We start from the raw sequence: 25,802 nt of genomic DNA on the forward strand, positions 1-25,802 counted from the left end.
GCACCGTTTTCCTCAACTTTCCAACGTTGCGTGGGGCAAGTCCCCTCTCCCCGCTTGCGGGGAGAGTGTTAGGGTGCATGGCTGATCCGCACCGAAATGCGGGCAGCGAAAATCAGGCCGCCTTCGGCCGCTCGATGCGGATCACCTGCGGCTCGCCGACAAGATAGCCCTCGCTCTTGATGGAAGCGACGGCCTTGCGGACGGAATCCTCCATCGTCGCGTGGGTGACGAGGATGATCGTCTTCGGATCGGTCGATTCGGCCGTCGACTGCGCGCGCTGGACGATGGATTCCAGCGAGATGCCGTTCTCCGCCATGTGCCGCGCGATGCTGGCGAAAACGCCCGTGCGGTCCTCCACCGAGAGGCGGATGAAGTAGCCGCCGTGGTGCTTGCGGATCTGCGCGCGCTTGTAGGGGGCGAGCGCCGCCGCCGGGCGGCCGAGTGCCGGCACGGTCTGCGCGCCGGGGCGGCTCTTGGCGATGTCGGCGATGTCGCCTAGCACGGCCGAGGCCGTGGCATTGCCGCCCGCGCCGGGGCCGACCATCAGCAGCTCGCCGAGAATGTCCGATTCGATGGCGACGGCGTTCGTCACGCCGTCGACCTGCGCGATGACGCTGTCGAGCGGCACCATGGTCGGGTGCACGCGCTGTTCGACGCCCGTATCGGTCTTCTGCGCGACGCCGAGCAGCTTGATGCGGTAGCCGAGATCGGCGGCGGCGCGGATATCGTCGATGGAGATGTTGGTGATGCCTTCGAGATAGATGTCGTCGGCCGAAATCCTCGTGCCGAAGGCGAGCGTCGTCAGGATCGACAGCTTGTGCGCCGTGTCGTTGCCCTCGATGTCGAAGGCGGGGTCGGCTTCGGCATAGCCGAGGCGCTGGGCTTCCTTGAGGCACGCCTCGAAGGACAGGCCCTCCTTCTCCATCTTGGTCAGGATGTAGTTGCAGGTGCCGTTCATGATGCCGTAGACGCGGGAAATCGTGTTGCCCGTCAGGGATTCGCGCAGCGCCTTGATGACCGGGATGCCGCCAGCGACCGCCGCCTCGTAATTGAGCAGCGAACCGTGCTTCTCGGCGATGCCGGCAAGCTCGACGCCATGCGCGGCGAGCAGCGCCTTGTTGGCCGTCACGACATGGACACCGCGCGACAGCGCCGCCTTGACGGCGGCAAGGGCCGGATCGCCCGCCCCGCCCATCAGTTCCACGAAGACGTCGATCTTCGCCTCGCGGGCAAGCGCCACCGGATCGTCGAACCATTCGGCAGCGGAGAGATCGACGCCGCGATCGCGGCCCTTGCTGCGTGCCGTGACGGCGACGATCTCGATCGGCCGGCCGCACGTCGTCTCAAGCATGTCCCTGCGTTCGACGAGAATCTTCGCGAGCGAGGCACCAACGGTCCCCAAGCCCGCAATGCCGATCTTCAGGGCATCAGCCATGGTCATGTCCTATGAGTTCTGGAAAAGCCCTCCGCGAGAAGCGCGGAGGGCGGATTTCATTAGCGATGGGCGTTCAGCGAGATGACGTTGTGCATCGTCTCGTCGGCCGTGGAAAGGAACTTCTTGATATTGCGCGCAGCCTGGCGGATGCGGTGCTCGTTCTCGACCAGCGCGAGGCGGACGTAATCGTCGCCCAGCTCCCCGAAGCCGACGCCGGGAGCGACGGCGACATCCGCCTTCTCGACGAGCAGCTTGGAGAATTCCAGCGAGCCGAGATGGCGGAACTTTTCCGGGATCTTCGCCCAGGCGAACATGGTCGCCGCCGGCGGCGGCACTTCGAAGCCGGCCTTGCCGAAGGTCTCGACCATCACGTCGCGGCGGCGCTTGTAGACGTTGCGCACTTCCGCGATGTCCGAGCCGTCGCCGTTCAGCGCATGGGTCGCGGCCACCTGGATCGGCGTGAAGGCGCCGTAGTCGAGATAGGACTTCACGCGGGTCAGCGCGGCGATCAGGCGCTCGTTGCCGACGGCAAAGCCCATGCGCCAGCCGGGCATGGAGAAGGTCTTCGACATGGAGGTGAACTCGACGGTGATGTCCATCGCGCCCGGCACTTCCAGCACGGACGGCGGCGGCGTGTCGTCGAAGTAGATTTCCGAATAGGCAAGGTCGGAGAGCACGATGATGTCGTGCTTCTTCGCAAAGGCGATGACGTCCTTGTAGAAATCGAGCGTGGCGACCTGGGCCGTCGGGTTCGACGGATAATTGAGGATCAGCGCGAGCGGCTTCGGGATCGAGTGGCGCACGGCACGCTCGAGCGGCGGGAAGAAGCTCTCGTCCGGCTCGACCGGGATGGAGCGGATGACGCCGCCGGTCATCAGGAAGCCGAAGGCGTGGATCGGATAGGTCGGGTTCGGGCAGAGGATGACGTCGCCCGGCGCGGTGATCGCCTGCGCCATGTTGGCGAAGCCTTCCTTGGAACCGAGGGTCGCGACGACCTGCGTCTCCGGGTTCAGCTTCACGCCGAAGCGCCGGGCGTAATAGGCGGCCTGCGCGCGGCGAAGGCCGGGAATGCCCTTGGAGGAGGAATAGCGGTGCGTGCGCGGGTCCTGGACCACCTCGCAGAGCTTGTCGACGATGGCCTTGGGGGTCGGCAGGTCGGGGTTGCCCATGCCAAGGTCGATGATGTCGGCGCCGCCCGCTCGCGCGCTTGCTTTCAAACGGTTGACCTGTTCGAAAACATATGGCGGCAGACGCCGGACCTTGTGAAACTCTTCCATCTCTAACCCCGTTGAGCGCGGAGCCCCTCCGGGCCCTGCCGGACGACACAAAACTCCGCGCGTTTCAAGTGACCGGATAAGGGCGAAAGCGTTCGAAATGAAGGCGCTCCGCCCGCGCCGGCGGCCAAAAGGCCGTCTTTCGCTTTGCTGCCAAACGGCACGAAAGGCAAGCGCTATTTCGTGCCTTCGATTTCGGCTAGCGTCGCCTTGCCGTGGTTGTCGCGCAGCGCCTGCAATTCGGCGAGCTGCCGACGATATTCGGCTTCCGAGATCGTACCCGCCTTGCGGCGATGCGCAAGCGCCATCAGGCTCGCCTGGTAATTGGCCGCTTCCTCGTCGCTCATCTGCTGCGTCTCGCCGCGCACGATGGCGGTGATGTCGGGATAGACGGCCGCCCGGTTCGCGCCGGCATTCACCGTCGCGGGCGCTTCCGAGGAGGCGCAGGCGGCGAGCGCGGCCGGCATGGCGGCCATGAGAAGGACGGCGCTGAAGCGCCTGAATTCGAACGCCATGAGGCTGTATGCTCCTGTCGAAACGGCCGGTTCCGGATATTGCCGCGAAAGGCTTCGAGGCCCTTGTAATCTGTTTCGCAGAGAATGTAAAAATACAAAAGTAACAATAAAATCGGGAGGGAGCGATGGCCGAGGACAGCAAAGCGGGCGAGCGCGATGCGGCCGGCGACAAGCCCGGCTTCCAGCCTTTCGACCCCGCCGCGATAGAGCCCTATATCGTCAAGGATCCCGAGGCGCTGACGGTCAACTTCGCCCGCACCGTCGAGCAGCTCGGCAAGGCCGCCTCCGCCTGGCTCGCCCCGCGCGAAACCGGTGAGAAGGTCGACGCCGTCGCCGAGCCGATGGTCGACATGGTCAAGACGCTCTCCAAAGTCTCCGAATACTGGCTGGCGGATCCGCGCCGCACGCTCGAAGCCCAGACCATGCTGCTCGGCAGCTATTTCGGCATCTGGTCGCGCACGCTCAGCAAGCTCGGCGGCAACGAGGTCGAGGAAGCGCCCGATCCGCACGCCAAGGACAAGCGCTTTTCCGACGAGGACTGGGTGAAGAACCCGTTCTTCGACTTCCTGCGGCAGGTCTATTTCGTGACCTCCGACTGGGCGGAAAAGCTGGTGGCCGATGCCGATGGGCTCGACGAGCACACCCGCCACAAGGCCGGCTTCTACGTGAAGCAGATCGCCAGCGCGATCTCGCCCTCCAACTTCATCACCACCAATCCGCAGCTCTACCGCGAGACGGTCGCCACCAACGGGGCGAACCTCGTGCGCGGCATGAAGATGCTGGCCGAGGATATCGCCGCCGGCCGGGGCGATCTCAAGCTGCGCCAGACGGATACCAGCAAGTTCGCCATCGGCGAGAACATGGCGCTAACGCCGGGCAAGGTGCTGGCGCAAAGCGACGTCTGCCAAGTCATCCAGTACGACGCGACGACGGACAAGGTGCTGAAGCGCCCGCTCCTCATCTGCCCGCCCTGGATCAACAAGTTCTATATCCTCGACCTCAATCCGGCGAAATCCTTCATCAAATGGGCGGTCGACCAGGGTCATACGGTCTTCGTCATCTCCTGGGTGAACCCGGACGAGCGCCATGCGGACAAAGGCTGGGAAGCCTATGCCCGCGAGGGCATCGGCTTCGCGCTGGACACGATCAAGCAGGCAACCGGCGAGGACGAGGTCAACGCCATCGGCTATTGCGTCGGCGGCACGTTGCTCGCCGCCACGCTGGCGCTGCATGCAAGGGAAGGCGACAGACGCATCCGCACCGCGACGCTCTTCACCACGCAGGTCGATTTCACCTTTGCCGGCGACCTCAAGGTCTTCGCCGACGAGGACCAGATCGACGCCATCGAGCGCGGCATGAAGGCGACGGGCTATCTCGACGGCTCCAAGATGGCGACCGCCTTCAACATGCTGCGCGCCTCCGAGCTGATCTGGCCCTATTTCGTCAACAATTACCTGAAGGGCCAGGAGCCGATGCCCTTCGACCTGCTCTACTGGAATTCAGACTCCACGCGAATGCCCGCCGCCAACCATTCGTTCTACCTGAGGAATTGCTATCTCAATAACACCCTATCCAAGGGCGAGATGGTGCTGGCCGGCGAGAAGGTTTCGCTGAAGGACGTAAAGATCCCGATCTACAACCTCGCCACCAAGGAGGACCATATCGCCCCGGCGAAATCGGTCTTCGTGGGCAGCAAGTATTTCGGCGGCAAGGTCACCTATGTCATGGCCGGCTCCGGCCATATCGCCGGCGTCGTCAATCCGCCCGACAAGATGAAATACCAATTCTGGACCGGCGGCCCGGTCAAGGGCGAATTCGAGGACTGGGTGAAGAAGGCCGAGGAGACCCCCGGCTCCTGGTGGCCGCACTGGCACGAATGGATCAAGGCCGAGGACGACCGCATGGTGCCGGCCCGCAAGACCGGCGGCACCATGAACTCCATCGAGGAGGCTCCCGGCTCCTATGTGCGCGTGCGTGCCTGACGTCCTGTGAAGTACATCCCATGAAGTTCGATCCGCCGCTCGTTTCCGGCACGCTCGTGCAGCGCTACAAGCGCTTCCTCTTCGACGCCATCCTCGACGACGGGATGGCGATCACCGGCTCCTGCCCCAATACCGGCTCGATGCGCGGGCTGACCGCGCCCGGCTCGCGCATCTGGATGTCGGAAAGCGACAGCCCGACGCGCAAGCACCGCCACCGCCTCGAACTGGTGGAAGCGGACGACACCGTCGTCGGCATCAATACGGGCCTGCCGAATCGGCTGGCGGAGGAAGCCATCCTTGCCGGCCTCGTCGCCGATCTCGGCAGCTATCCGGTGCTGGAGCGGGAAAGGAAATACGGCCGCAATTCCCGAATCGACATCCTGCTTTCCGGCGATGCCCGCCCGCCGGCCTATGTCGAGGTGAAGAACGTGCATTTCCGCCGTACGCCCGGCCTTGCCGAGTTTCCCGATACGGTGACGGCGCGCGGCGCAAAGCATCTCGAAGAGCTGGGCGACATGGCCGAGGCCGGCTTCCGCGCCGTCATGCTCTATCTCATCCAGCGCGAGGACTGCGATCTCTTCCGCATCTGCGCCGACCTCGACCCCATCTATGCCGGCGGCTTCCGCCGCGCGCTTTCGCGCGGCGTCGAGGCCTATGCGGTCAAATGTGCCGTTACACCCGGGCAAATCCGGCCTGTGGCATCGATCGCCATGGACGAACCCGGTATCGCTGTTTTATGACGGTACGACAAAGACGAGTGAAAGTTCGACCATGGTGACCTATATCGACGCGACCTCCGCGCCGCTGAAGAACACGGGCGTGATCCGCCTCTACGATGCGGACGCCTTTGCCGGCATGCGCAAGGCCTGCCAGCTCACGGCCCGCTGCCTCGACGAGCTCTATCCGCTGGTCAAGCCGGGTGTCGCCACCGACGTCATCGATCGCTTCGTCTTCGAATTCGGCATGGATCACGGCGCCCTGCCCGCGACGCTCAACTACCGCGGCTATACAAGGTCCACCTGCACCTCGATCAACCACGTCGTCTGCCACGGCATCCCGAACGACAAGCCGCTGCGCGAGGGCGACATCGTCAATATCGACGTCACCTACATCCTCGACGGCTGGCACGGCGATTCGAGCCGCATGTATCCGGTCGGCGAGATCAAGCGCGCCGCCGAACGGCTGCTCGAAGTCACCCATGAATGCCTGATGCGCGGCATCGCCGCCGTCCGGCCGGGCGCGCGCACCGGCGCCATCGGCGAGGCGATCCAGGCCTATGCGGAAGCCGAGCGCTGCTCCGTCGTGCGCGACTTCTGCGGCCACGGCGTCGGCAGGCTCTTCCACGACGCCCCGAACATCCTGCATTACGGCCGCGCCAATGAAGGCCCGGAAATGAAGGAAGGCATGATCTTCACCATCGAGCCGATGATCAATCTCGGCCGCCCGCATGTGAAGGTGCTGTCCGACGGCTGGACGGCGGTCACGCGCGACCGCTCCCTCTCGGCGCAGTACGAGCACACGGTCGGCGTGACGGCCGACGGCTGCGAGATCTTCACGCTGTCGCCCGGCGGCCTCGACCGCCCCGGCCTTCCCGCATAGGCCGCCCATGACGGGATCGCGCGGCCGCACGGACATTTCGCCCTCCATCTTCACGGCGGACGATCCGGCGGGCGTCGACGATCTTTTCGGTCCCGGCGACGAGCGTGGGCACTTCTACGAGCGCCCTGCCCGCGCCGCGCCCGCCAAGCCGATCCCCGCCGCCGTGGAAGACAAGCACTATCACGGTCACCGCGAACGCCTGCGCACCCGCTTCCGCGACAATGGCGACACGGCGCTCGCCGATTACGAGATCCTGGAGCTGCTGCTCTTTCGCCTGATCCCCCGCCGCGATACCAAGCCGGTGGCCAAGGCCCTGCTCGACCGCTTCGGCACGCTGTCCGGCGTCTTCGGCGCAACGCCCGCGCTGCTGCAGGAGGTCAAGGGCATCGGCGAGGCGGTGGCGCTGGACCTCAAGCTCGTCTCCGCCGTCGCCCAGCGCACGCTGAAGAGCGAGATTCGCAACAAGACGGTGCTCGCCTCCTGGTCCGCGGTCATCCAGTATTGCCACGCCGCCATGGCGCACGAGCCGCGCGAACAGTTCCGCATCCTCTTCCTCGACAAGCGCAACACGCTGATCGCCGACGAGGTGCAGGGCCACGGCACGGTCGACCATACGCCGGTCTATCCGCGCGAAGTGGTGCGCCGCGCCCTGGAACTTTCGGCGACGGCCATTATCCTGGTGCACAACCATCCTTCCGGTGATCCGACCCCGTCACGGGCGGATATCGACATGACGAAGACCATCGTGGAGACGGCCCGGCCGCTCGGCATCACGGTGCATGACCACATCATCATCGGCAAGGACGGCCACGCCAGCCTCAAGGGGCTGCGGCTCATGTAGTTCCGAAGCGGCTTCGGGGCGCGATACGGGAAACCGGGGAGCGCGCCTTCATCCGTTTGAAACGGTTTGATGCCACATTCGGTTGACGGAAATTGCTCGGCGGAGAAAATTGCTGCAACGCAATACGATTCTCCGCCGCAGAAGACTGGGACAATCACACATGCAGGAATATGATCTCGTCGTCGTGGGCAGCGGCCCCGCAGGCCGCCGCGGCGCCATCCAGGCAGCAAAGCTCGGACGCAAGGTGCTCGTCATCGAGCAGGGCAAGCGCGTCGGCGGCGTGTCGGTGCATACCGGCACGATCCCGTCGAAGACGCTGCGCGAAACGGCGCTCAACCTTTCCGGCTGGCGCGAGCGCGGCTTCTACGGCCGCGCCTACCGCGTGAAGCAGGAAATCAGCGCCGACGACCTGCGCCGCCGCCTGCTCATCACGCTCGACCACGAGGTGGAGGTGCTTGAGCACCAGTTCGCCCGCAACCGCGTGCAGCATATCCGCGGCAAGGCGAAGTTCCTGACGCCCGAGACCATGGAGATCGTCAAGGACGACGGCGAGACCATGCATGTCAGCGGCAAGAGCATCATGCTCGCCGTCGGCACCAAGCCCTACCGCCCCGACAACATCCCCTTCGACAGCGAGAGCGTGCTCGACAGCGACGAGCTGCTCGACATCAAGGAACTGCCGCGCTCGATGGCCGTCATCGGCGCGGGCGTCATCGGCATCGAATATGCGACGATCTTCTCCGCGCTCGACACGCAGGTGACGGTGATCGATCCGAAGCCGACAATCCTCGACTTCATCGACCGGGAAATCGTCGAGGACTTCATCTACCAGCTTCGCGACCGCAACATGAAGCTCATCCTCGGCCAGAAGGCCGACAAGGTGGAGAAGCTTGCCAACGGCAAGTGCGAGATCACGCTGGACAACGGCCGCCACGTCACTTGCGACATGGTGCTCTATGCCGCCGGCCGCGTCGGGGCGACGGACAGCCTGAACCTTGCCGCCGCCGGCCTCACGGCCGATTCGCGCGGCCGCCTCAGCGTGAACCCGGAAACCTTCCAGACCGAGGTACCGCATATCTACGCCGCCGGCGACGTCGTCGGCTTCCCGAGCCTTGCCTCGACCTCGATGGAACAGGGCCGCATCGCCGCCCGCGTCGCTGTTGGAGCGATCGCCAAGGAGCCGCCGAAATATTTCCCCTACGGCATCTATGCCGTGCCGGAAATCTCCACCTGCGGCCTCACCGAGGAAGAGGTGAAGGAGCGCGGCATTCCCTATGAATGCGGCATGGCGCGCTTCCGCGAGACCTCGCGCGGCCACATCATGGGCCTCGATTCCGGCCTGCTGAAGATGATCTTCTCGCTGAAGACCCGCCGCCTGCTCGGCGTGCATATCGTCGGCGAGAACGCCACCGAGCTCGTCCATATCGGCCAGGCCGTCTTGAACCTGAAGGGCACCGTCGAATATTTCGTCGAGAACACCTTCAACTATCCGACGCTCGCCGAAGCCTACAAGATCGCCGGCCTCGACGCCTGGAACCGCATGGGCGACCTGTCCCAGACCGGCTGACCACTTGCCGGGAAGGAGCGGCGCGCATGAGGATCCTGTCGCTGAATGTCTGGGGCGGGATGCTGCATGCGCCGCTCCTCGACTATCTCGCCGCCGTCGACGCCGATATCTATTGCCTGCAGGAGGTGCCGCGCGCCGTCGCCGCCCGTTCCGAATGGCTGACCTATCGCGACGGCGCTATGGAGCTTCAGCAGCGCGCCAATCTCTACCGCGAGATCGCCGCCGTCCTGCCCGGTCACGACGGCTTCTTCGCCCCGACCGCCCGCGGCGGGCTGATGGATGGCGACCGCCCCTGCCACCAGGAATTCGGCCTCGCCACCTTCATCCGGCAGGACATCGCCGTCATCGGCCAGGCACTCGATTTCGTGCACGGCGCCTTCTCTCCGCACGGCTTCGGCGCCCATCCCCGCGCCCGCAACGCCCATGCCTTCCGGCTCTACGACTACAAGGCGGACCGCCCGCTTTCCGTCGTGCAGTTTCACGGGCTTCGCGAGATCGACGGCAAGGGCGACACGGCGAGCCGCGCTGCGCAGGCCGAAGCCCTCACGGCCCTCATCCAGCGCCTTCATCGGCGGGAAGAAGGCCTTATCCTCTGCGGCGATTTCAACGTGCTTCCCGAAAGCCGCACCTTCCAGACCCTCTCGCGCCTCGGCCTCACCGATCTCGTCACCACGCGCGGCTTCACCGACACGCGCACGTCGCACTACACCAAGCCCGGCCGCCATGCGGACTACATGCTGGTGAATGCGGCCGTGCCTGTCTCGGATTTCACCGTGGTGGAAACACCGGAGGTTTCCGACCACAGGGCGCTGCTGCTGACTGTCGATTGACGGTCGGGCCGCTTTGGGAACGACCCGAGCATGTCTCAACTAGACGGCAACCGGCTGTAGCGGCAGGCAGATTTCCGTCAGCAACTCGTTCGGCGGCACCTCGCGGGGATTGTTGAGATATAGCTCGAACATCACCTCGTCGCGGATCGAGCGGCCGGAGCCGGGCAGCCATGTGCCGTAGAGCCACCGATAGGCCGCGCCCATATTCGCATAGGGCCCCTGATGGCGCAGTACGGCATAGTCCCCGCCCGCCAGGACGCGCCGCGTCAGGGGCGGCTCGACGGGGATATTCTCGTCAGCGGTAACGCAGGCGAAGGAGCGCAGCTTTTCTTCCGCCACCAGATCGGGATCGTCGAGGAAGACGCCGATCATGCGCATGTCCGGCCGGAAGAGGTTGCGGGAAAAGAGCGTGCCGTAAAGCGCCTCGAAGGCCTTGCCGATACCCATATAGGATCCGGCATGGGGAACGGCGAGCAGCGGCTGCCCGGCAAGGGTGCGGATGGTGACGTCGAACATGCGCGAAGACTCCTCGTCGCTTTCGGGGGCATAGGCGCGATGGGAACCCTCCCTGCGGTAGCGCGCCGGCGGCATGCCATAGGCGGCCGCGAAGGTGCGCGTGAAGGATTGCAGGTTGGGATAGCCCCATCGCACGGCGATGTCCCGGACGGAGCGCTCGCTGCGCACCAGATCGCCCGCCGCACGATGGAGACGCAGCCGGCGCACGGTCGCCGCCAGCGTCTCGTTGTGCACGGCCCGGTAGACGCGGTGCCAGTGATGGGCGGAAAGGCAGGCGATCTCGGAAAGCCGGTCGAGGTCAAGATCCTCGTCCAGATGTTCGTGGATATAGGCCGAAACCCGCAGCAGGCGTTTTTCATAGGCCGCCCAGATCTCGTTCTCGCTCATGCTGTTTCCTCTCGCCGGAACGCATTGAACCAAGCACGAAGCAATTTCACAAATCCTGCGCTTCTGTCTTGCCTTGCAATTTTCGCATAGCCTTGCCTTCCGTTATTGCAAAATCGGGCGACTCGGCGTGAGATGCCCTCGCCGGCCCCTTTCCCCCAATCCACCGGCCTTTCGAGGCTCCCATGACCGATACATTGATGCCGAAGCTCGCCAGCGTTTTCGCGGAGGGCTACAGCCCCGCGCGTCTGCGCGCCGATGCGCTTGCCGGCCTCACCGTGGCGATCGTCGCCCTGCCGCTTTCCATGGCGATCGCCATCGCCTCGGGCGTCACGCCCGACCGCGGCCTCTACACCGCCATCGTCGGCGGCTTCCTCGTCTCCGCGCTCGGCGGCAGCCGCTTCCAGGTGGGCGGGCCGGCGGGCGCCTTCATCGTGCTGGTCTCGGCAACCGCCGCCCGGCACGGGGTCGAGGGCCTGCTGCTCGCCACCTTCCTCTCCGGCATCATTCTGGCCATCGCCGGCTATCTCCGGCTCGGCAAATACATCAAGTTCATCCCCTATCCGGTGACGGTCGGCTTCACGGCCGGCATCGCCATCATCATCTTCTCCAGCCAGATCGGCGAGCTGCTGGGGCTGAAGCTCGAAGGCCGCGAACCGGGACCGTTCATCGAGAAGCTCGCCGCCCTCTGGGCCGCGCGGCCCACCTTCAACCTCGCCGCCTTCGGTGTTGCGGGGCTCACCATCGCGGTCATCCTGCTTCTGCGCCGCTTCCGCCCCTCCTGGCCGAACCTTCTCATCGCGGTCGCCGTCGCCTCGGCCGCGACCGCGCTCCTCGCCCTGCCGGCGGATACCATCGGCACCCGCTTCGGCGGCATCCCGCGCAGCCTGCCTGTTCCGGCTCTGCCCTCCTTCTCGCCCGACCTCGTCGTCGCCGTGCTGCCCGATGCGGTCGCCTTCGCCCTGCTCGGTGCGATCGAATCGCTGCTCTCCGCCGTCGTCGCCGACGGCATGACGGGCCGGCGGCATCGCTCCAGCATGGAGCTCGTCGCGCAGGGCTTCGCCAATGTCGGCTCGGCGCTCTTCGGCGGCATCTGCGTGACCGGCACCATCGCCCGCACGGCGACGAATGTCCGCTCCGGCGCCACCAGCCCGGTCTCCGGCATGCTGCATGCCCTCTTCCTGCTCATCTTCATGCTCCTCGCCGCGCCGCTCGCCAGCTACATTCCGCTCGCCGCCCTTGCCGGCGTGCTCGCGGTCGTCTCCTTCAACATGATCGAACGCCCGGCCATCGGCGCACTCTTCCGCTCGTCGCGCGGCGATGCGGCGGTGCTCGTCGTGACCTTCCTCCTCGTCGTCTTCCGCGATCTCACCGAAGGCATCGTCGTCGGCTTCCTGCTCGGCGCCGTGCTCTTCATCGACCGCATGGGCAAGGCGGTGGATATCCGGGAGGAAACCGTGCCGCGCCTCGTGCGCGCCATCGAGGAGGCCGGCGAGGACAGCGGCCTGCCCGAGCGGCCGGTCGTGGCGGACGACCCGGATACGGTCGTCTATCGCATCAGCGGCGTGTTCTTCTTCGGCGCGGCCGCCAGCGTCGGCTCCGTGCTCGACCGCATCGCCGACCAGCGGCGCAATTTCGTGCTCGACTGCACCGACGTTCCGCTGCTCGATTCCACCGCCGCCAGCGTCATCGAAGGGCTGGTGCGCAAGGCCGACCGCGCGGGCGTCCGCGTCTTCATCGCGGGGCTGAAACCGGACATGCGGCGGCTGCTGGAGGCCCATGAACTGCACGCCCCGCGCGTCACCTATACCGCGACAGCCAATGCCGCCCTGGCGGAAATCGCCGGCAGGCCGGCGGAAAATTAGCCGGCTATGGAAATACCACTCTGCTCAGGGGAAATCCGCATGCGCTCGGCAAGCGCGGTAAGGTTTCCGCCGGGCCGGGCGAGCATCACCCGGTTGCGCCCCGCTTCCTTGGCAGCATAGAGCGCGCTGTCGGCCGCCGAATGCAGGCGGTCGAAATCCGCGCCGAAGGCCGCCACATCGGCAAGGCCGATGCTGACCGAAACGCCGATCTCGCGCCCCTCGCAGGTCACCGACATGGCGGCGATCTCGCGGCGGAGCGCTTCGGCGAAGGGTTCTACCCGTTCGGCGCCCTGCCCAGGCGCGAAAAGCGCGAATTCCTCGCCGCCGAACCGGCAGAACAGCATGCCCTCGTCCAGCCAGGAGGAAACCCGGGCGGAAAAGCGCTTCAGCACCGCATCGCCCGCGACATGGCCATAGGTATCGTTGATCGCCTTGAACCGGTCGAGGTCGAAGATCATCAGCGTGCCCTCGCCCTTGCCGGAAAGATGCAGCCGCACATCCTCCAGGAACGAGCCGCGATTGGCGATACCGGTCAGCGCGTCGGTGCGCGAGGCCTGGCGATAGATCGCCTCGCCGCGCTCCTTGATCAGCACCAGCATGGCGACGGCCGCCAGGATCGTATGGGCGAAGAGCTCCAGCGAGAAGATGGCGAACCAGGCCGAATGCGCCGTTCCGTCGGCGAGCGGCGCCGGGAAGAAGATCGCCAGCGGCACGCGCAGGAAATAGATCAGGCCATGCGTCACGAAGAAAAGCGCAGCGATGGAGCGGGTCGGCAGCCGCTCGGTCCTGCGGCCGCGCCAGATATCGATACCGATGGCGCCCGAATAGCCGGCGATGATGATCGAGGACAGGATGATGCGGTTGTTGACATTGCTCGCCACCGCATCGAAACCGAGATAGGCTGCGGTCCAGAGCAGCGGCCCGGCCAGCACGACCAGAAGACTGGCGGACCGGCGGTCGAAGACCCGGAAACCGGCCCACATGAACGCGTAGCCGAAAGCGGCGAACGCATTGCCGAGGCCGACGGTCAGGACCGGAAGGCCGATGGGCCGCAACGCGAAGAGCAGCGTGCAGGCCGAACCCACCCACATGGACATGCACCAGTAGCCGGCCGCCGCATGGCGCCGGTCGGTAAGCCAGACCTGCAGCATGAAAATCCCGACGACCATGGTCGACAGGAAGGTACAGATCATCAAGGTCGAGATGCTGATAACGTCTTCAATCAATATGGGCACTCCACACGCCGGAATGCTAGGTGCAAACCTTGAAGACTTCGCAAACGAAACGGCGGGCCAAGGCCCGCCGTTCGATGGATTGTGGAGTAAAAAGGAACGTTTAGCCGGCCAGCGCCGCAGCGACGGCCTCGACCGCATCGCCGGCCCTCGAACCATCCGGCCCGCCGGCCTGCGCCATGTCCGGACGGCCGCCGCCGCCCTTGCCGCCGAGCGCCTCGGAGGCGCGGCGGACGAGATCGACGGCGCTGAAGCGGCCGGTGAGGTCTTCCGTCACGGCGACCACGGCGCTCGCCTTGCCGTCGGGCGAGACGCCGACGAAGGTGACGACGCCCGAGCCGAGGCTCTTCTTGCCTTCGTCCGCGAGGCTCTTGAGGTCCTTCGGCTCGACGCCGGTGACCACCTTGCCGAGATATTTCACGCCGGCAACCTCGCGCATGCCGTCGTCGCCGCCGGCAGAGCCGCCGGAGAGCGCCAGCTTCTTCTTGGCTTCCGTCAATTCGCGCTCCAGCTTGCGGCGTTCGTCGACCAGCGCCTCGACACGGGAGAGAACCTCGCCCGGCTGGGCCTTGAGCGCGTTGGCGAGCGCCTTCACGCGCTCGTCCTGCTCGGCGAGATAGGCGCGGGCAGATTCCCCGGTCAGCGCTTCGAGACGGCGCACGCCCGAGCCGACGGCGCTGTCGGAAAGGATGCGCACGAGGCCGATCTCGCCCGTGGAGGAGACATGCGTGCCGCCGCACAGCTCGACCGAATAGGGCCGGTTGGCCTTGGCGCCGCGGATGCCTGTGCCCATGGAGACGACACGGACCTCATCGCCGTATTTCTCGCCGAAGAGCGCCATGGCGCCCTCGGCGATCGCGTCGTCCACCGTCATCAGGCGGGTGGTGACCGGCGAATTCTGCACGATGATCTCGTTCGCCATGTCCTCGATGACGCGCAGTTCCTCGGCCGTCATGGGCTTGGGATGCGAGACGTCGAAGCGCAGGCGCTCGGGCGCGACCAGCGAGCCCTTCTGGGCGACATGGGTGCCGAGCACTTCGCGCAGCGCCTCGTGCAGGAGATGCGTTGCCGAATGGTTGGCGCGAAGGCGCGAGCGGCGGGCATGGTCGACGGTCAGGGCAACCGCATCGCCGACCTTGAGCGCGCCTTCGGCGACGGTCGCGACATGCACGAAGAGGCCTTCGCCCTTCTTCTGCGTATCCGAAACGGTGAGCTTGGCGTTGTCGGCGGAGATCGTGCCGGTATCGCCCATCTGGCCACCGGATTCGCCGTAGAACGGCGTCTGGTTGATGACGAGCTGTACCTGCTCGCCGGCATTGGCGGTTTCGACCGCCTTGCCGTCACGCACGATCGCCTGGACGACGCCCTCGGCGGTCTCGGTGTCATAGCCGAGGAATTCGCTCGCACCGAACTTTTCCTTCAGCTCGAACCAGATCGTTTCCGTCGCCTTGTCGCCCGAACCGGCCCAATGCGAGCGGGCCTCTGCCTTCTGGCGCTCCATGGCGTCCGTGAAGCCGGAAAGATCGACACCGATCTCGCGAGCGCGCAACGCGTCCTGCGTCAGATCGAGCGGGAAGCCATAGGTGTCATAAAGCTTGAAGGCGGTCTCGCCGTCCAGCATGTCGCCCTTGTGCAGCGTGTTGGTGGCGTCGGAGAGGAGGTTCAGGCCGCGCTCCAGCGTGGTGCGGAAACGGGTTTCCTCCAGCTTCAGTGTCTCGGAGATCAGCGCTTCGGCGCGCTGCAACTCCGGATAGGCGCGGCCCATCTCGCTGACCAGCGTCGGCAGCAGCTTCCACATCAGCGGCTCTTTCGCGCCGAGAAGCTGCGCGTGACGCATGGCGCGGCGCATGATGCGGCGCAGCACATAGCCGCGGCCGTCCTTGGCCGGCAGGACGCCGTCGGCGATCAGGAAGGCGGAGGAGCGCAGGTGGTCGGCGATGACACGGTGGCTGGCGCGGGCCTCGCCTTCCGCCGGAACGCCGGTCGCCTCGACGGAGGCGTCGATCAGCGCGCGGAAGAGGTCGATATCGTAGTTGTCATGCTTGCCCTGCAGCAGCGCGGCGATGCGCTCCAGGCCCATGCCGGTGTCGATGGACGGACGCGGCAGGTCGAGGCGCTCTTCCTTCGTGATCTGCTCGAACTGCATGAAGACGAGGTTCCAGATCTCGATGAAGCGGTCGCCGTCCTCTTCCGGCGAACCGGGCGGGCCGCCCCAGATATGATCGCCATGATCGTAGAAGATCTCCGAACAGGGGCCGCATGGGCCGGTATCGCCCATCGCCCAGAAATTGTCGCTGGTCGGGATGCGGATGATGCGGTCGTCGGAAAAGCCGGCGATCTTCTTCCAGAGGTCGAAGGCCTGGTCGTCCGTATGGTAGACGGTGACGAGCAGCCGGCTCTTGTCGATGCCGAATTCCTTGGTGATCAGGTTCCAGGCAAGCTCGATGGCGCGCTCCTTGAAGTAGTCGCCGAAGGAGAAGTTGCCGAGCATCTCGAAGAAGGTGTGGTGGCGCGCGGTATAGCCGACATTGTCGAGGTCGTTGTGCTTGCCGCCGGCGCGCACGCATTTCTGCGCGGTGACCGCCGTGGAATAGGGACGCGACTCCAAGCCGGTGAAGACGTTCTTGAACTGCACCATGCCGGCATTGGTGAACATCAGGGTCGGGTCGTTGCGCGGCACGAGCGGGCTCGACGAGACGACCTCGTGGCCTTCCCTGCGGAAATAGTCGAGGAAAGTCGACCGGATCTCATTCACGCCGCTCATGTCGCGTCCTTCATCTTGGCGCCGCCTGCCCCGCAGGCTGCGCATCATCCACCCAATGTCATATTCGGCAGACGCGAAACCGCCCCGCCGGCCGGAGTGCCCGCCGGAAGCCCCTTGCGAGGCTCTCCATCCGCCAGTTCCGTCGAAACTGCACACGCCGGCCGCCTTTCCCGGGAAAGGCCGTAAACCGCGGGCGCGCGCGAGAATTGATGGCTTTTATCGCCCGCACCCTTCCCTGTCCAGACACCAAAAAACCGGCCTTTCACGAAGAAGAGGCCGGTTTCCGGATTATCGTTCCGCATGGGGCGCAATCGCAGACCGATCCGCGTCATGCGCAGGCGCACGCGGCGCCGGGGCGATCAGGGCTCGCCGTCATCGCCGTCGTTCGGGTCCGGGCCGCCGTTTTCCAGGAAGCGGTCGGCGATCAGGCCGGCATTCTGGCGCAGCGTCATCTCGATCTCTCGGGCGAGATCCGGATTGTCGCGCAGGAACGTCTTGGCGTTCTCGCGGCCCTGGCCGAGACGCTGGCTGTTGTAGGAGAACCAGGCGCCCGACTTCTCGACGATGCCGGCCTTGACGCCGAGGTCGATGAGCTCGCCCGTCTTGGAGACGCCCTCGCCATACATGATGTCGAACTCGACCTGCTTGAAGGGCGGGGCCATCTTGTTCTTGACGACCTTGACGCGGGTCTGGTTGCCGATGACCTCGTCGCGCTCCTTGACCGCGCCGATGCGGCGGATGTCGAGGCGGACGGAAGCGTAGAACTTCAGCGCGTTGCCGCCCGTCGTCACTTCCGGCGAACCGTAGACGACGCCGATCTTCATGCGGATCTGGTTGATGAAGATGACCATCGTGTTGGACTTGGAGATCGAGGCCGTCAGCTTGCGCAGCGCCTGGCTCATGAGACGTGCCTGGAGGCCCGGCAGGCTTTCCCCCATCTCGCCCTCGATTTCGGCGCGCGGCGTGAGCGCGGCGACCGAGTCGACGACCAGCACGTCGATGGCGCCGGAGCGCACCAGCGTGTCGGTGATCTCAAGCGCCTGTTCGCCGGTATCGGGCTGCGAGATCAGCAGGTTTTCGAGGTCCACGCCGAGCTTGCGGGCATAGACCGGATCGAGCGCGTGTTCGGCGTCGACGAAGGCGCAGATGCCGCCCTTCTTCTGTGCTTCCGCGATGGTCTGCAGCGCCAGCGTCGTCTTGCCCGAGCTTTCCGGACCGTAGATCTCGATGATGCGCCCCTTCGGCAGGCCGCCAATGCCGAGCGCGACGTCGAGGCTGAGGGAGCCCGTCGAAACGGTCTCGACCTCGATGACGCTGTCCTTTCCGCCGAGCTTCATGATGGAGCCCTTGCCGAAGGAGCGCTCGATCTGAGAGAGAGCCGCTTCGAGTGCCTTGCTTTTATCCACTGTTTTATCCTCTACGAGCCGCAAAGTGTTCTGTGCCATTTGGTCCACCTTTAGGTTATTGAAGCAAGACAGGCAACGAAGCCGCCGATGAAAGCTATGTACACTCTTTGTTCTCGTTTCGCAAGATATATTCATCCCATTGAATAATTTTGGAAATCTTGACCGTGTTCTATTTTCATTTCAGGTGGATGAGCGCCTTGCAGGAACAAAAGAAGACTCACCGCCTGGCGAGGCTGCCATAGCCGAATCGGCGGGATGCGAAGGAAGACCATGACGGACAGGACGATACTGGTGATGGGCGGCGCCCATGTGGACAGGCGCGGACGCATCGCCGGCGAGACGGCGCCTGGCGCGAGCAATCCGGGCGCATGGTTCGTGGAAGCGGGCGGCGGCGCCTTCAATGCGGCGCGCAATCTTTCCCGGCTCGGCCACAAGGTGCGGCTCGTTTCGCCGCGCGGCGGGGATTCCGACGGCGATATCGTTGCCGCCGCCGCGGTCGCCGCCGGTGTGGAGGATACGCCCTTCATCTTCCTCGACCGCGCGACGCCCAGCTATACCGCCATCATCGAGCGCGACGGAAACCTCGTCATCGCGCTTGCCGACATGGAGCTCTACCGGCTGTTCTCGCCGCGCCGCCTGCAGCAGCGCGCGATGCGCGAGGCGATCGGCACGGCTGCACTCATCCTCACCGATGCCAACCTGCCGGGCGAGACGCTGGCCGCCATGGCCGAGGCGGCGAAGGCGGCGGGCGTTCCAGTCGCCGGCATCGCCATTTCCCCGGCCAAGGTGGTGCGGTTCCAGGACAGCCTTTCCGCCCTCGCCTTCCTCTTCATGAATGAGGCGGAAGCCCGCACGCTGACGGGCGAGACGCCGAAAGACCCCGCCGACTGGCCGAAGGCGCTCAACGCCGCCGGGCTTTCCGCCGGCGTCGTGACCCGCGGCGGCAGGGGTGTGGTCGCCTTCGATGAAACGGGCGCGGCGCTCGTCATCCCGCCGGACATCCCGGCTCTGGGCGACGTGACCGGTGCCGGCGATTCGCTCGCCTCCGGTTTCCTCAACGCCTGGACGGGCGGCGCGACGGTCGGCGAGGCGCTACGCCACGGCGTTGCGGCAGCGGCGATCACCGTTCGATCACCCCTGGCTGTGGCCGAAGAAATGTCGCAAGCCGCCCTTTCGGACGCACTTTCTCTTGTGCCGGAGGCTGAAATCCTGTCATGAGACTTTTTTGCTCGAAATCCAGAGCAAGATTCCTCCCAGGACTCTCAAGGAAACAGCATGACCAGACCCGTCTCTCCTCTCCTGCCCATGCGCTATTCGGCCGAAGTGGCTGCCGCGAAGGAACGCAGCGCGCCCATCGTCGCCCTCGAATCGACGATCATCACGCACGGCATGCCCTATCCGGGCAATCTCGACATGGCCCGCAGCGTCGAGCGCATCATCCGTGAACAGGGCGCAGTGCCCGCCACCATCGCCGTCATCGACGGCGTGCTGCATGTCGGCCTCGAAGACGCCGAGCTCGAAGCGCTCTCGCAGACCAAGGGCGCCCTGAAGGTCTCGCGCGCCGACATCGCCTTCGCGATCGCCGAGCGCCGCACCGGCGCCACCACCGTCGCCGCCACCATGATCGGCGCGGCCCGCGCCGGCATCAAGGTCTTCGCCACCGGCGGCATCGGCGGCGTCCACCGCGGCGCGGAAGAGACCTTCGACATTTCCGCCGATCTCGAGGAACTGGGCCGCACCGGCGTCATCGTCGTCTGCGCCGGCGCCAAGGCGATCCTCGACATTCCGAAGACGCTGGAGGTTCTGGAAACCCGCGGCGTGCCGGTCGTGACCTATGACAGCCCGACCTTCCCGGCCTTCTGGTCACGCGATTCGGGCCTCAAGAGCCCGCTGACGCTGAACAGCCCGGCAGCCATCGCCAACTTCCAGAAGGTGCGCGACCAGCTCGGCATCGACGGCGGCATGCTGATCGCCAATCCCGTTCCGGCGGCCGACGAGATCCCGCGCGACGAAATGGAAATCTACATCGCCCGCGCGATCGACAATGCCGAACGCGACGAGATCGCCGGCAAGGCCGTGACGCCGTACCTGCTCGACAACCTCTTCCACCTGACGGACGGCCGCAGCCTGAAGACGAACATCGCGCTGGTGGAAAACAATGCGCGGCTTGCGGCGGAAATCGCCGTGGCGCTGGTCGACTGACAAAGAGGCGGCCGGTTCTTCCGGCCGCCATTCTGACAGAAACCCTTCACCCCTCCTTCGTCATGCTTGGGCTTGCCCCGAACCTCAAGGCTAACGGTGACGCATGGATCCCTCGGGTCAGGCCCGAGGATGACGTCATTGGGTGGGGCGGCTGTTTTCCCGGAAGGACTTCTCTAGCAGGTTCCTTCAGCAAGGTTCCTGATGAAGCCGATAGGTCAACCTTCCCATCGCACACCTCTTCCATCGTCATGGTCGGGCTTGACCCGACCATCCACAATCGGGAGTGCCGCATTCACCTTCGGCTCAAGGCCGAGGACGATGTCGGTAGGGAAGATAACGCTTCGACCTTGTGATTCCTGGCAGAAAGACGACCGCGTCCGCCCCGAAGTGTCGCCTGCCTCGAAGAGCCTCAAGCGTCCAGCATTTCCCTGACAGCTTCGGCGAGTTGCTTCAGCGAGAACGGCTTCGGCAGGAAGCCGAACTTGGCGTCGGCGGGCAGGTTGCGGGCGAAGGCGTCCTCGGCGTAGCCGGAGACGAAGATGAACTTCATGTCCGGATAGGACTTGCGCAGTTCGCGCAACAGCGACGGGCCGTCCATCTCCGGCATGACGACGTCGGAGACGACGATGTCGACCGCGCCGTTCAGCTCTTCCATGATGTCGAGCGCCTCGACGCCGGAACCGGCCTCGTGCACCGTGTAGCCGCGCGTTTCCAGCATGCGCTTGCCGCCGCGGCGCACCGCCTCCTCGTCCTCGACGAGAAGGACGACGGCCGAGTCGCCGGTGAGGTCGCGCGGTTCCTTTTCCGGCGCCTCCGCGACGGCCGCGGGCTGCTGCCCGCCGGACTGCGAGGTCGCGGCGGCCTCGGCGGCCGGCACGGCCTCTTCGGTATGGCGCGGCATGAGGATGCGGAAGATCGTGCCCTTGCCGACTTCGGAATCGAGATAGATGTAGCCGCCGGACTGCTTGACGATGCCATAGACCATCGACAGGCCGAGGCCGGTACCCTTGCCGACTTCCTTGGTGGTGAAGAAGGGCTCGAAGATCTTGTCGATGATCTCGGGCGGAATGCCGGTGCCCTGGTCGGCGACCTCTACTTCCACATAGTCGCCGGGCGGCAGGTCGCGCAGGTTCCGAGCTGCGGCCTCCTCGGCCTCGACATTGCGCGTGCGGAAGGTGATCGTGCCGCCCTCCGGCATGGCGTCGCGCGCATTGACGGCAAGGTTGATCAGCACCTGCTCGAACTGGCCGAGATCCGTCTTCACCGGCCAGAGGTCCCGGCCGTATTCGACATCGATCTTGACATTGGTGCCGGTCATCCGGTCGACGAGCATGCGCAGGTCGCCGATGACGTCCGTGAGGTTCAGGACGGTCGGCCGCATCGTCTGCTTGCGCGAGAAGGCGAGAAGCTGGCGCACCAGCACGGCGGCGCGGTTGGCGTTGCGCTTGATCTCCATGAGATCGGCGAAGCTCGCATCGGACGGGCGCGCGGACAGGAGCAGGTGGTCGGAGGACAGCAGGATCGCCGTCAGCACGTTGTTGAAGTCGTGCGCGATGCCGCCGGCGAGCGTGCCGACCGCATTCATCTTCTGCGTCTGCGCCATCTGCGTCTCGAGCGCCTTCTGCTCGGTGATCTCGACGGCATAGACGATGGCGGCCTCTTCCGGCGTCTCGTCGCTCTGGTCGATGACGGCGTTCACATAGAAGCGGAAATGCCTTCCGTCGTCGCCGGGATGCAGCGAATCGAGCGGCGGGATGTCGCCCTGCCGGTCCTTGGCCGCATCGAACGCCGATTGCAGGCGCAGGCGATCCGTCTCGTGCACGATGGTTTCGAGCTTGGCGCCGCGGTCGATGTCGTCGCGCGAGACGACGCCGGAGAAGAGCTTGAGGAAGGGCGCATTGGTGCGCAGGATGCGCCCGTCGCCGTCCACCGAGGCGATCGCCATCGGCGTGTTGTTGAAGAAGCGCGTGAAGCGCATCGAGGCGATGGAGGCGGACTGGTCGTTCTGGCTCCCGTCCTCGCGCGCCAGCACGATGGTGCGGCTCTCGCCCGGCGCGCCGTCGCGCATGGAGGAGACGCGGTGCACGATGCGCACCGGCAGGCTCTGGCCGTTGGTCTTGCGCAGATCAAGGTCGAGCGTCTCGGTGCGCTTGAGGCCCGGCTCGGCCTGCACGGACTGGATGAGCGCCAGCCCCTCGCCCGCCACCACATCGGCGATGGAAAGCGAGCCCGGATGGAACTTCGTCAGGTCGATGCCGAGCCATTCGGCGAGCGTGGCGTTGAGATAGACGATCTCGCCCTTGCGGCCGGCGGAGAAGAAGCCGGCAGGCGCGTGGTCGAGATAATCGATGGCGTTCTGCAATTCCTTGAAGAAGCGCTCCTGGTCGTCCCGCTCGGAGGTGATGTCGGAAATCTGCCAGATATAGAGCGGCTGGCGGGCATTGCCGGAATTCGGCAGCACGCGCGCCTTGAGGCGATACCAATGGGCACCCGAACCGTTGGCGGAAGACGGGTTGAGCGCCTTCTGGACGCGGAACTCCTCCGCCCCTTCCTTGCCCTCGTGCAGACCGTTCGTCAGGCGGTAGACCGCTTCGGTGGCGTCGCGGTTGCGCGACAGCAGCGTTTCCAGCGTCTGCACCTCCGCCTCGCCCTTCGCCCCCGTCAGCGCCCCATAGGCGGCGTTGGCATAGACGATGCGGCCCTTGCGGTCGGTGACGACCGTGCCGTCCGGATGCGAATCGACGAAGGTGCGCGCAAGCCCGTCCGAGCCGTTCGCCTGCGGCATGATCTCGATGAAGCCGATCAGCGCGGAAACGACGAAGAAGATTCCGGCCATGGCGAGCACGCCGAGGACGCCGAGCACGATCTCGTTGTCGAGCTGGTTCTTGAAGAGGATGAAGGCCCCGGCGGACACCGCCAGGACGAGCGCGAGCAGCACGACGCGCAACGCCACCGCCGGCCGCAGGCCGCGGTCCACGATCGGCACATTGTCCTCGTCCGGCCGCTTCATCGTCGTCATCAATCCCTCGTCTGCAACTGTCCGGCCTTGCGCTGTGGCCGGACCCGATGCCAGAATCATGTTTATCCGCCCGAGGGAAGCGCAAAAAGCCGCCCGAGGGAAGCAAGGCGGCGAATTCACAGGGAATATTCGAGGCCTTACCCTCGCAATTTCCGCATGCTGCCATAGTTGGGCGGCGATGACGACGGCAATAGGTGCTGGACAAGCGGCGTGCCGCGCTTGTACGAGCCCGTAAAAAGCCGTCAAATGCTGTCAGTTTGACGAAGCAACCCGTCCACCGAGGAGTGACTGCGCCATGCCCCAGGAGATCCTAGCAGAGAACGGCATGAAATTCGCCATTGCCGCGGCGGTGGTGCTGCTCGGCCTTCTCTGCCTCGCGCTGGTGCTGTGGATCATCCGCGGCCGGCCCTCCTCGCCCTTCATTCGCGGCGGGCGCAACCGGACGCCGCGCCTTGCCGTGCTGGACGCCGCCGCGATCGATACGCGCCGCCGCCTCGTGCTGGTGCGCCGCGACGATGTCGAGCATCTCGTCATGATCGGCGGCCCGACGGATATCGTCATCGAATCCCGCATCGTCTCCGCCTCCGCCGAAACGGCCCCGACCGCGGAAAAGCCGGTCGAGAAGGCCCAGCGCGCCGAGCCCTCGCCCGCCGTGCAGGAGACAATCGCCAAGACTGCGGAGACCCCGCTCGCCGCCCGCTCCGCCACGGCGGGCGCTGCCGCGGGAACCGTTCCCCTCGCCGCCGAGCGCCGGCCGGCCGCGCTGCCGGAAGGCGTCTCGGCCATGAGCAAGGTACTCTATTCCGGCGACGAGGATGCCGCCGTCCGCGCCCTGCCCGCGCGCCCGGTCCAGCAACCGGCCGCCGTCGCGCAGCAGGCGCAGACCGGCACGCAGCAGCGCGCACCCGAACGCCGCGTCGAGGAGATGCTGGAGCAGAACCGCCAGCGCGTTCTGTCGCCGCAGACGGCTGCAACCACGGCGCAGGTCACGACCGCCCAGACCGTGCAGCGCCCCGTCACCAGCGCAGCGATCACCAACCCAACGGCGAGCGCCGCCGACAATCCGGCGCTGGTGAGCGAATTCGAAAAGATCCTCGAAGCGGAAATGGCGAACAATGCCGCTGCCGCGGCGGCCGTTCCGGCCCGCACCGTCACCCAGCCGACGACCAATCCCACGCAGACCGCGGCGATGATCGGCCAGGGCCAGTCCGCCGCCAAGAGCCGCGAGGAGACGGAAGCGGAAATGGCCCGCCTGCTCGGCGAGATCGCCGCGAACCGCAAGGCCTGATCTTCCGGCCCGACAAGGGAACCGAGGCGTGAAGGATCACGCCTCCGGCGCGTGACAAACCGCTTCGATATTGTGCCCGTCGGGACCGATGACGAATGCCGCGTAATAGTTCGCGTAGTAGCGGGGACGCAGGCCCGGCGCGCCATTGTCCTTGCCGCCCGCTTCCAGAGCGGCACGGTGGAAGGCATCCACCTGTTCCCGGCGCTCGGCGACGAAGGCCAGGTGAAGATGCGCCGGCTTCTCCTCTGTCCGGCAAAGACACAGCGACACCTTGCCGTCCGAACTCATCTCCACGCCATAGGCCGGCGTTCCTTCCGAGACGACGGCCACGCCGAGCGGCGCGAGCGCCTTGAGAAAGAAGGCCTTGCTCGCCTCATAGTCGCTGACGCCGAATTTCACATGATCGAACATGGTTCCTCCTCAAGCCCGGGCAGCGCTGGCCGGGAATCGAAAACCGGAAACCAAAAAGCCGCCGGGATATCCGCGGCGGCTTTTGGCAGTCTTCCCGATGTCACGCGGTCCGAAAACCGCCCGCACCGGACAATGTCCGATGTTCGATCCTTGCCGGCGCGGCCTGCGAGCCTCCTCGGACCCGCAGGAAACGCCTACTCGTCGCGATACACCTTCTCCCGACGCTCATGGCGCTCCTGCGCCTCGATCGACAGCGTTGCGATCGGGCGGGCGTCGAGACGCTTGAGGCCGATCGGTTCGCCGGTTTCCTCGCAATAGCCGTAGGTGCCTTCGTCGAGACGCTGGAGCGCCGCATCGATCTTGGAGATCAGCTTGCGCTGGCGGTCGCGAGCGCGAAGCTCGATGGCACGGTCGGTTTCCGAGGATGCCCGGTCCGCGAGGTCCGGGTGGTTGGCGCTTTCTTCCGCCAGGTGATCGAGGGTTTCGCGCGCTTCGCGCAGGATATCGTTTTTCCAGGCGTTCAACTTCGCTCGAAAGTAGGCGCGCTGGTTTGCATTCATGAATTCCTCGCCCTCATCGAGGACGAAATTGCTAAGATCGATCTTCTCACTCAACGCGATTCTCCTGAAGAACATCTCAAGGCGCGCTGTATATCCCCACGGGTAACGCGAT

Annotated in this window: 20 protein-coding genes; 10 read left to right on the forward strand and 10 right to left on the reverse strand. The window is 65.5% G+C overall.

All coding sequences use genetic code 11. The annotated features are described in order from the left end of the window. Positions 1–112 precede the first annotated feature (112 nt). The 3 genes from ACZ1A1_RS06795 to ACZ1A1_RS06805 all read right to left on the reverse strand — a co-directional run bounded on the left by ACZ1A1_RS06795 (position 113) and on the right by ACZ1A1_RS06805 (position 3,224). The gene (locus ACZ1A1_RS06795; protein WP_203318800.1) at positions 113–1,435 is read right to left on the reverse strand and encodes a homoserine dehydrogenase; all 1,323 of its coding nucleotides are present in this window, start codon (positions 1,433–1,435) and stop codon (positions 113–115) included. Between the two features lie 59 nt (positions 1,436–1,494). Beyond that, on the reverse strand, positions 1,495–2,712 hold the full coding sequence (locus tag ACZ1A1_RS06800) for an LL-diaminopimelate aminotransferase (protein ID WP_203318799.1): 1,218 nt from the start codon (positions 2,710–2,712) through the stop codon (positions 1,495–1,497). A 173-nt stretch (positions 2,713–2,885) separates the two neighbouring features. Continuing rightward, complete coding sequence (locus tag ACZ1A1_RS06805; protein ID WP_119256244.1) at positions 2,886–3,224, reverse strand: SHOCT domain-containing protein; 339 nt, start codon at positions 3,222–3,224, stop codon at positions 2,886–2,888. 125 nt (positions 3,225–3,349) lie between these two features. Between ACZ1A1_RS06805 and ACZ1A1_RS06810 the strand changes: the two genes are divergently transcribed. The 6 genes from ACZ1A1_RS06810 to ACZ1A1_RS06835 all read left to right on the forward strand — a co-directional run bounded on the left by ACZ1A1_RS06810 (position 3,350) and on the right by ACZ1A1_RS06835 (position 10,043). After that, complete coding sequence (locus ACZ1A1_RS06810; protein ID WP_463619276.1) at positions 3,350–5,206, forward strand: PHA/PHB synthase family protein; 1,857 nt, start codon at positions 3,350–3,352, stop codon at positions 5,204–5,206. A 20-nt stretch (positions 5,207–5,226) separates the two neighbouring features. Then, on the forward strand, positions 5,227–5,946 hold the full coding sequence (gene sfsA, locus ACZ1A1_RS06815) for a DNA/RNA nuclease SfsA (RefSeq protein WP_463619277.1): 720 nt from the start codon (positions 5,227–5,229) through the stop codon (positions 5,944–5,946). 31 nt (positions 5,947–5,977) lie between these two features. Next, entirely contained in the window at positions 5,978–6,805 is an 828-nt protein-coding gene (gene map / locus ACZ1A1_RS06820) for a type I methionyl aminopeptidase (protein ID WP_203318795.1), read from the forward strand. A 7-nt stretch (positions 6,806–6,812) separates the two neighbouring features. Next, complete coding sequence (radC, locus tag ACZ1A1_RS06825; protein ID WP_463619278.1) at positions 6,813–7,646, forward strand: RadC family protein; 834 nt, start codon at positions 6,813–6,815, stop codon at positions 7,644–7,646. 160 nt (positions 7,647–7,806) lie between these two features. Continuing rightward, positions 7,807–9,213, forward strand: coding sequence for a Si-specific NAD(P)(+) transhydrogenase (sthA, locus tag ACZ1A1_RS06830; protein WP_415212038.1), 1,407 nt, complete (start codon positions 7,807–7,809; stop codon positions 9,211–9,213). A gap of 26 nt (positions 9,214–9,239) precedes the next feature. Then, a complete protein-coding gene (locus ACZ1A1_RS06835; RefSeq protein WP_463619279.1) occupies positions 9,240–10,043 on the forward strand; it encodes an endonuclease/exonuclease/phosphatase family protein in 804 nt (267 codons plus the stop codon). Between the two features lie 39 nt (positions 10,044–10,082). Here ACZ1A1_RS06835 and ACZ1A1_RS06840 read toward each other — a convergent pair whose 3' ends face one another. After that, positions 10,083–10,946, reverse strand: coding sequence for an AraC family transcriptional regulator (locus ACZ1A1_RS06840; protein ID WP_463619280.1), 864 nt, complete (start codon positions 10,944–10,946; stop codon positions 10,083–10,085). Between the two features lie 182 nt (positions 10,947–11,128). On the opposite strand from ACZ1A1_RS06840, the gene ACZ1A1_RS06845 reads away from it, so the two are divergent. Next, a complete protein-coding gene (locus ACZ1A1_RS06845) occupies positions 11,129–12,808 on the forward strand; it encodes a SulP family inorganic anion transporter (RefSeq protein ID WP_463619281.1) in 1,680 nt (559 codons plus the stop codon). Here ACZ1A1_RS06845 and ACZ1A1_RS06850 read toward each other — a convergent pair. The 3 genes from ACZ1A1_RS06850 to recA form a co-directional block, all read right to left on the reverse strand. Further along, positions 12,805–14,034: a GGDEF domain-containing protein gene (locus ACZ1A1_RS06850; RefSeq protein ID WP_463619282.1), complete on the reverse strand. Its 1,230-nt coding sequence runs from the start codon at positions 14,032–14,034 to the stop codon at positions 12,805–12,807. The genes ACZ1A1_RS06845 and ACZ1A1_RS06850 overlap by 4 nt on opposite strands. Positions 14,035–14,143: 109 nt before the next feature. Then, a complete protein-coding gene (gene alaS / locus ACZ1A1_RS06855) occupies positions 14,144–16,804 on the reverse strand; it encodes an alanine--tRNA ligase (RefSeq protein WP_463619283.1) in 2,661 nt (886 codons plus the stop codon). Positions 16,805–17,163: 359 nt separating this feature from the next. Next, a complete protein-coding gene (gene recA, locus ACZ1A1_RS06860) occupies positions 17,164–18,249 on the reverse strand; it encodes a recombinase RecA (RefSeq protein WP_415212044.1) in 1,086 nt (361 codons plus the stop codon). Between the two features lie 231 nt (positions 18,250–18,480). Here recA and ACZ1A1_RS06865 point away from each other — a divergent pair, with 231 nt between their 5' ends. Both ACZ1A1_RS06865 and ACZ1A1_RS06870 read left to right on the forward strand, forming a co-directional pair. Next, positions 18,481–19,428, forward strand: a complete 948-nt coding sequence (locus ACZ1A1_RS06865) for a carbohydrate kinase family protein (protein WP_463619284.1) — start codon at positions 18,481–18,483, stop codon at positions 19,426–19,428. Between the two features lie 57 nt (positions 19,429–19,485). Continuing rightward, complete coding sequence (locus ACZ1A1_RS06870) at positions 19,486–20,412, forward strand: pseudouridine-5'-phosphate glycosidase (protein ID WP_463619285.1); 927 nt, start codon at positions 19,486–19,488, stop codon at positions 20,410–20,412. A gap of 409 nt (positions 20,413–20,821) precedes the next feature. On the opposite strand, the gene cckA is transcribed toward ACZ1A1_RS06870, so the two are convergent. Then, entirely contained in the window at positions 20,822–23,431 is a 2,610-nt protein-coding gene (gene cckA / locus ACZ1A1_RS06875; RefSeq protein ID WP_463619286.1) for a cell cycle histidine kinase CckA, read from the reverse strand. Positions 23,432–23,726: 295 nt separating this feature from the next. Here cckA and ACZ1A1_RS06880 point away from each other — a divergent pair, with 295 nt between their 5' ends. Beyond that, positions 23,727–24,719, forward strand: coding sequence for a flagellar biosynthetic protein FliO (locus ACZ1A1_RS06880; RefSeq protein ID WP_463619287.1), 993 nt, complete (start codon positions 23,727–23,729; stop codon positions 24,717–24,719). Positions 24,720–24,755: 36 nt separating this feature from the next. Here ACZ1A1_RS06880 and ACZ1A1_RS06885 read toward each other — a convergent pair whose 3' ends face one another. Together ACZ1A1_RS06885 and dksA are read right to left on the reverse strand one after the other, a co-directional pair. Continuing rightward, a complete protein-coding gene (locus tag ACZ1A1_RS06885) occupies positions 24,756–25,130 on the reverse strand; it encodes a VOC family protein (protein ID WP_463619289.1) in 375 nt (124 codons plus the stop codon). A gap of 194 nt (positions 25,131–25,324) precedes the next feature. Beyond that, positions 25,325–25,744: an RNA polymerase-binding protein DksA gene (gene dksA / locus ACZ1A1_RS06890; protein ID WP_119256227.1), complete on the reverse strand. Its 420-nt coding sequence runs from the start codon at positions 25,742–25,744 to the stop codon at positions 25,325–25,327. Positions 25,745–25,802 lie beyond the last annotated feature (58 nt).

This window comes from Shinella sp. R2-11 (genome assembly GCF_055330205.1).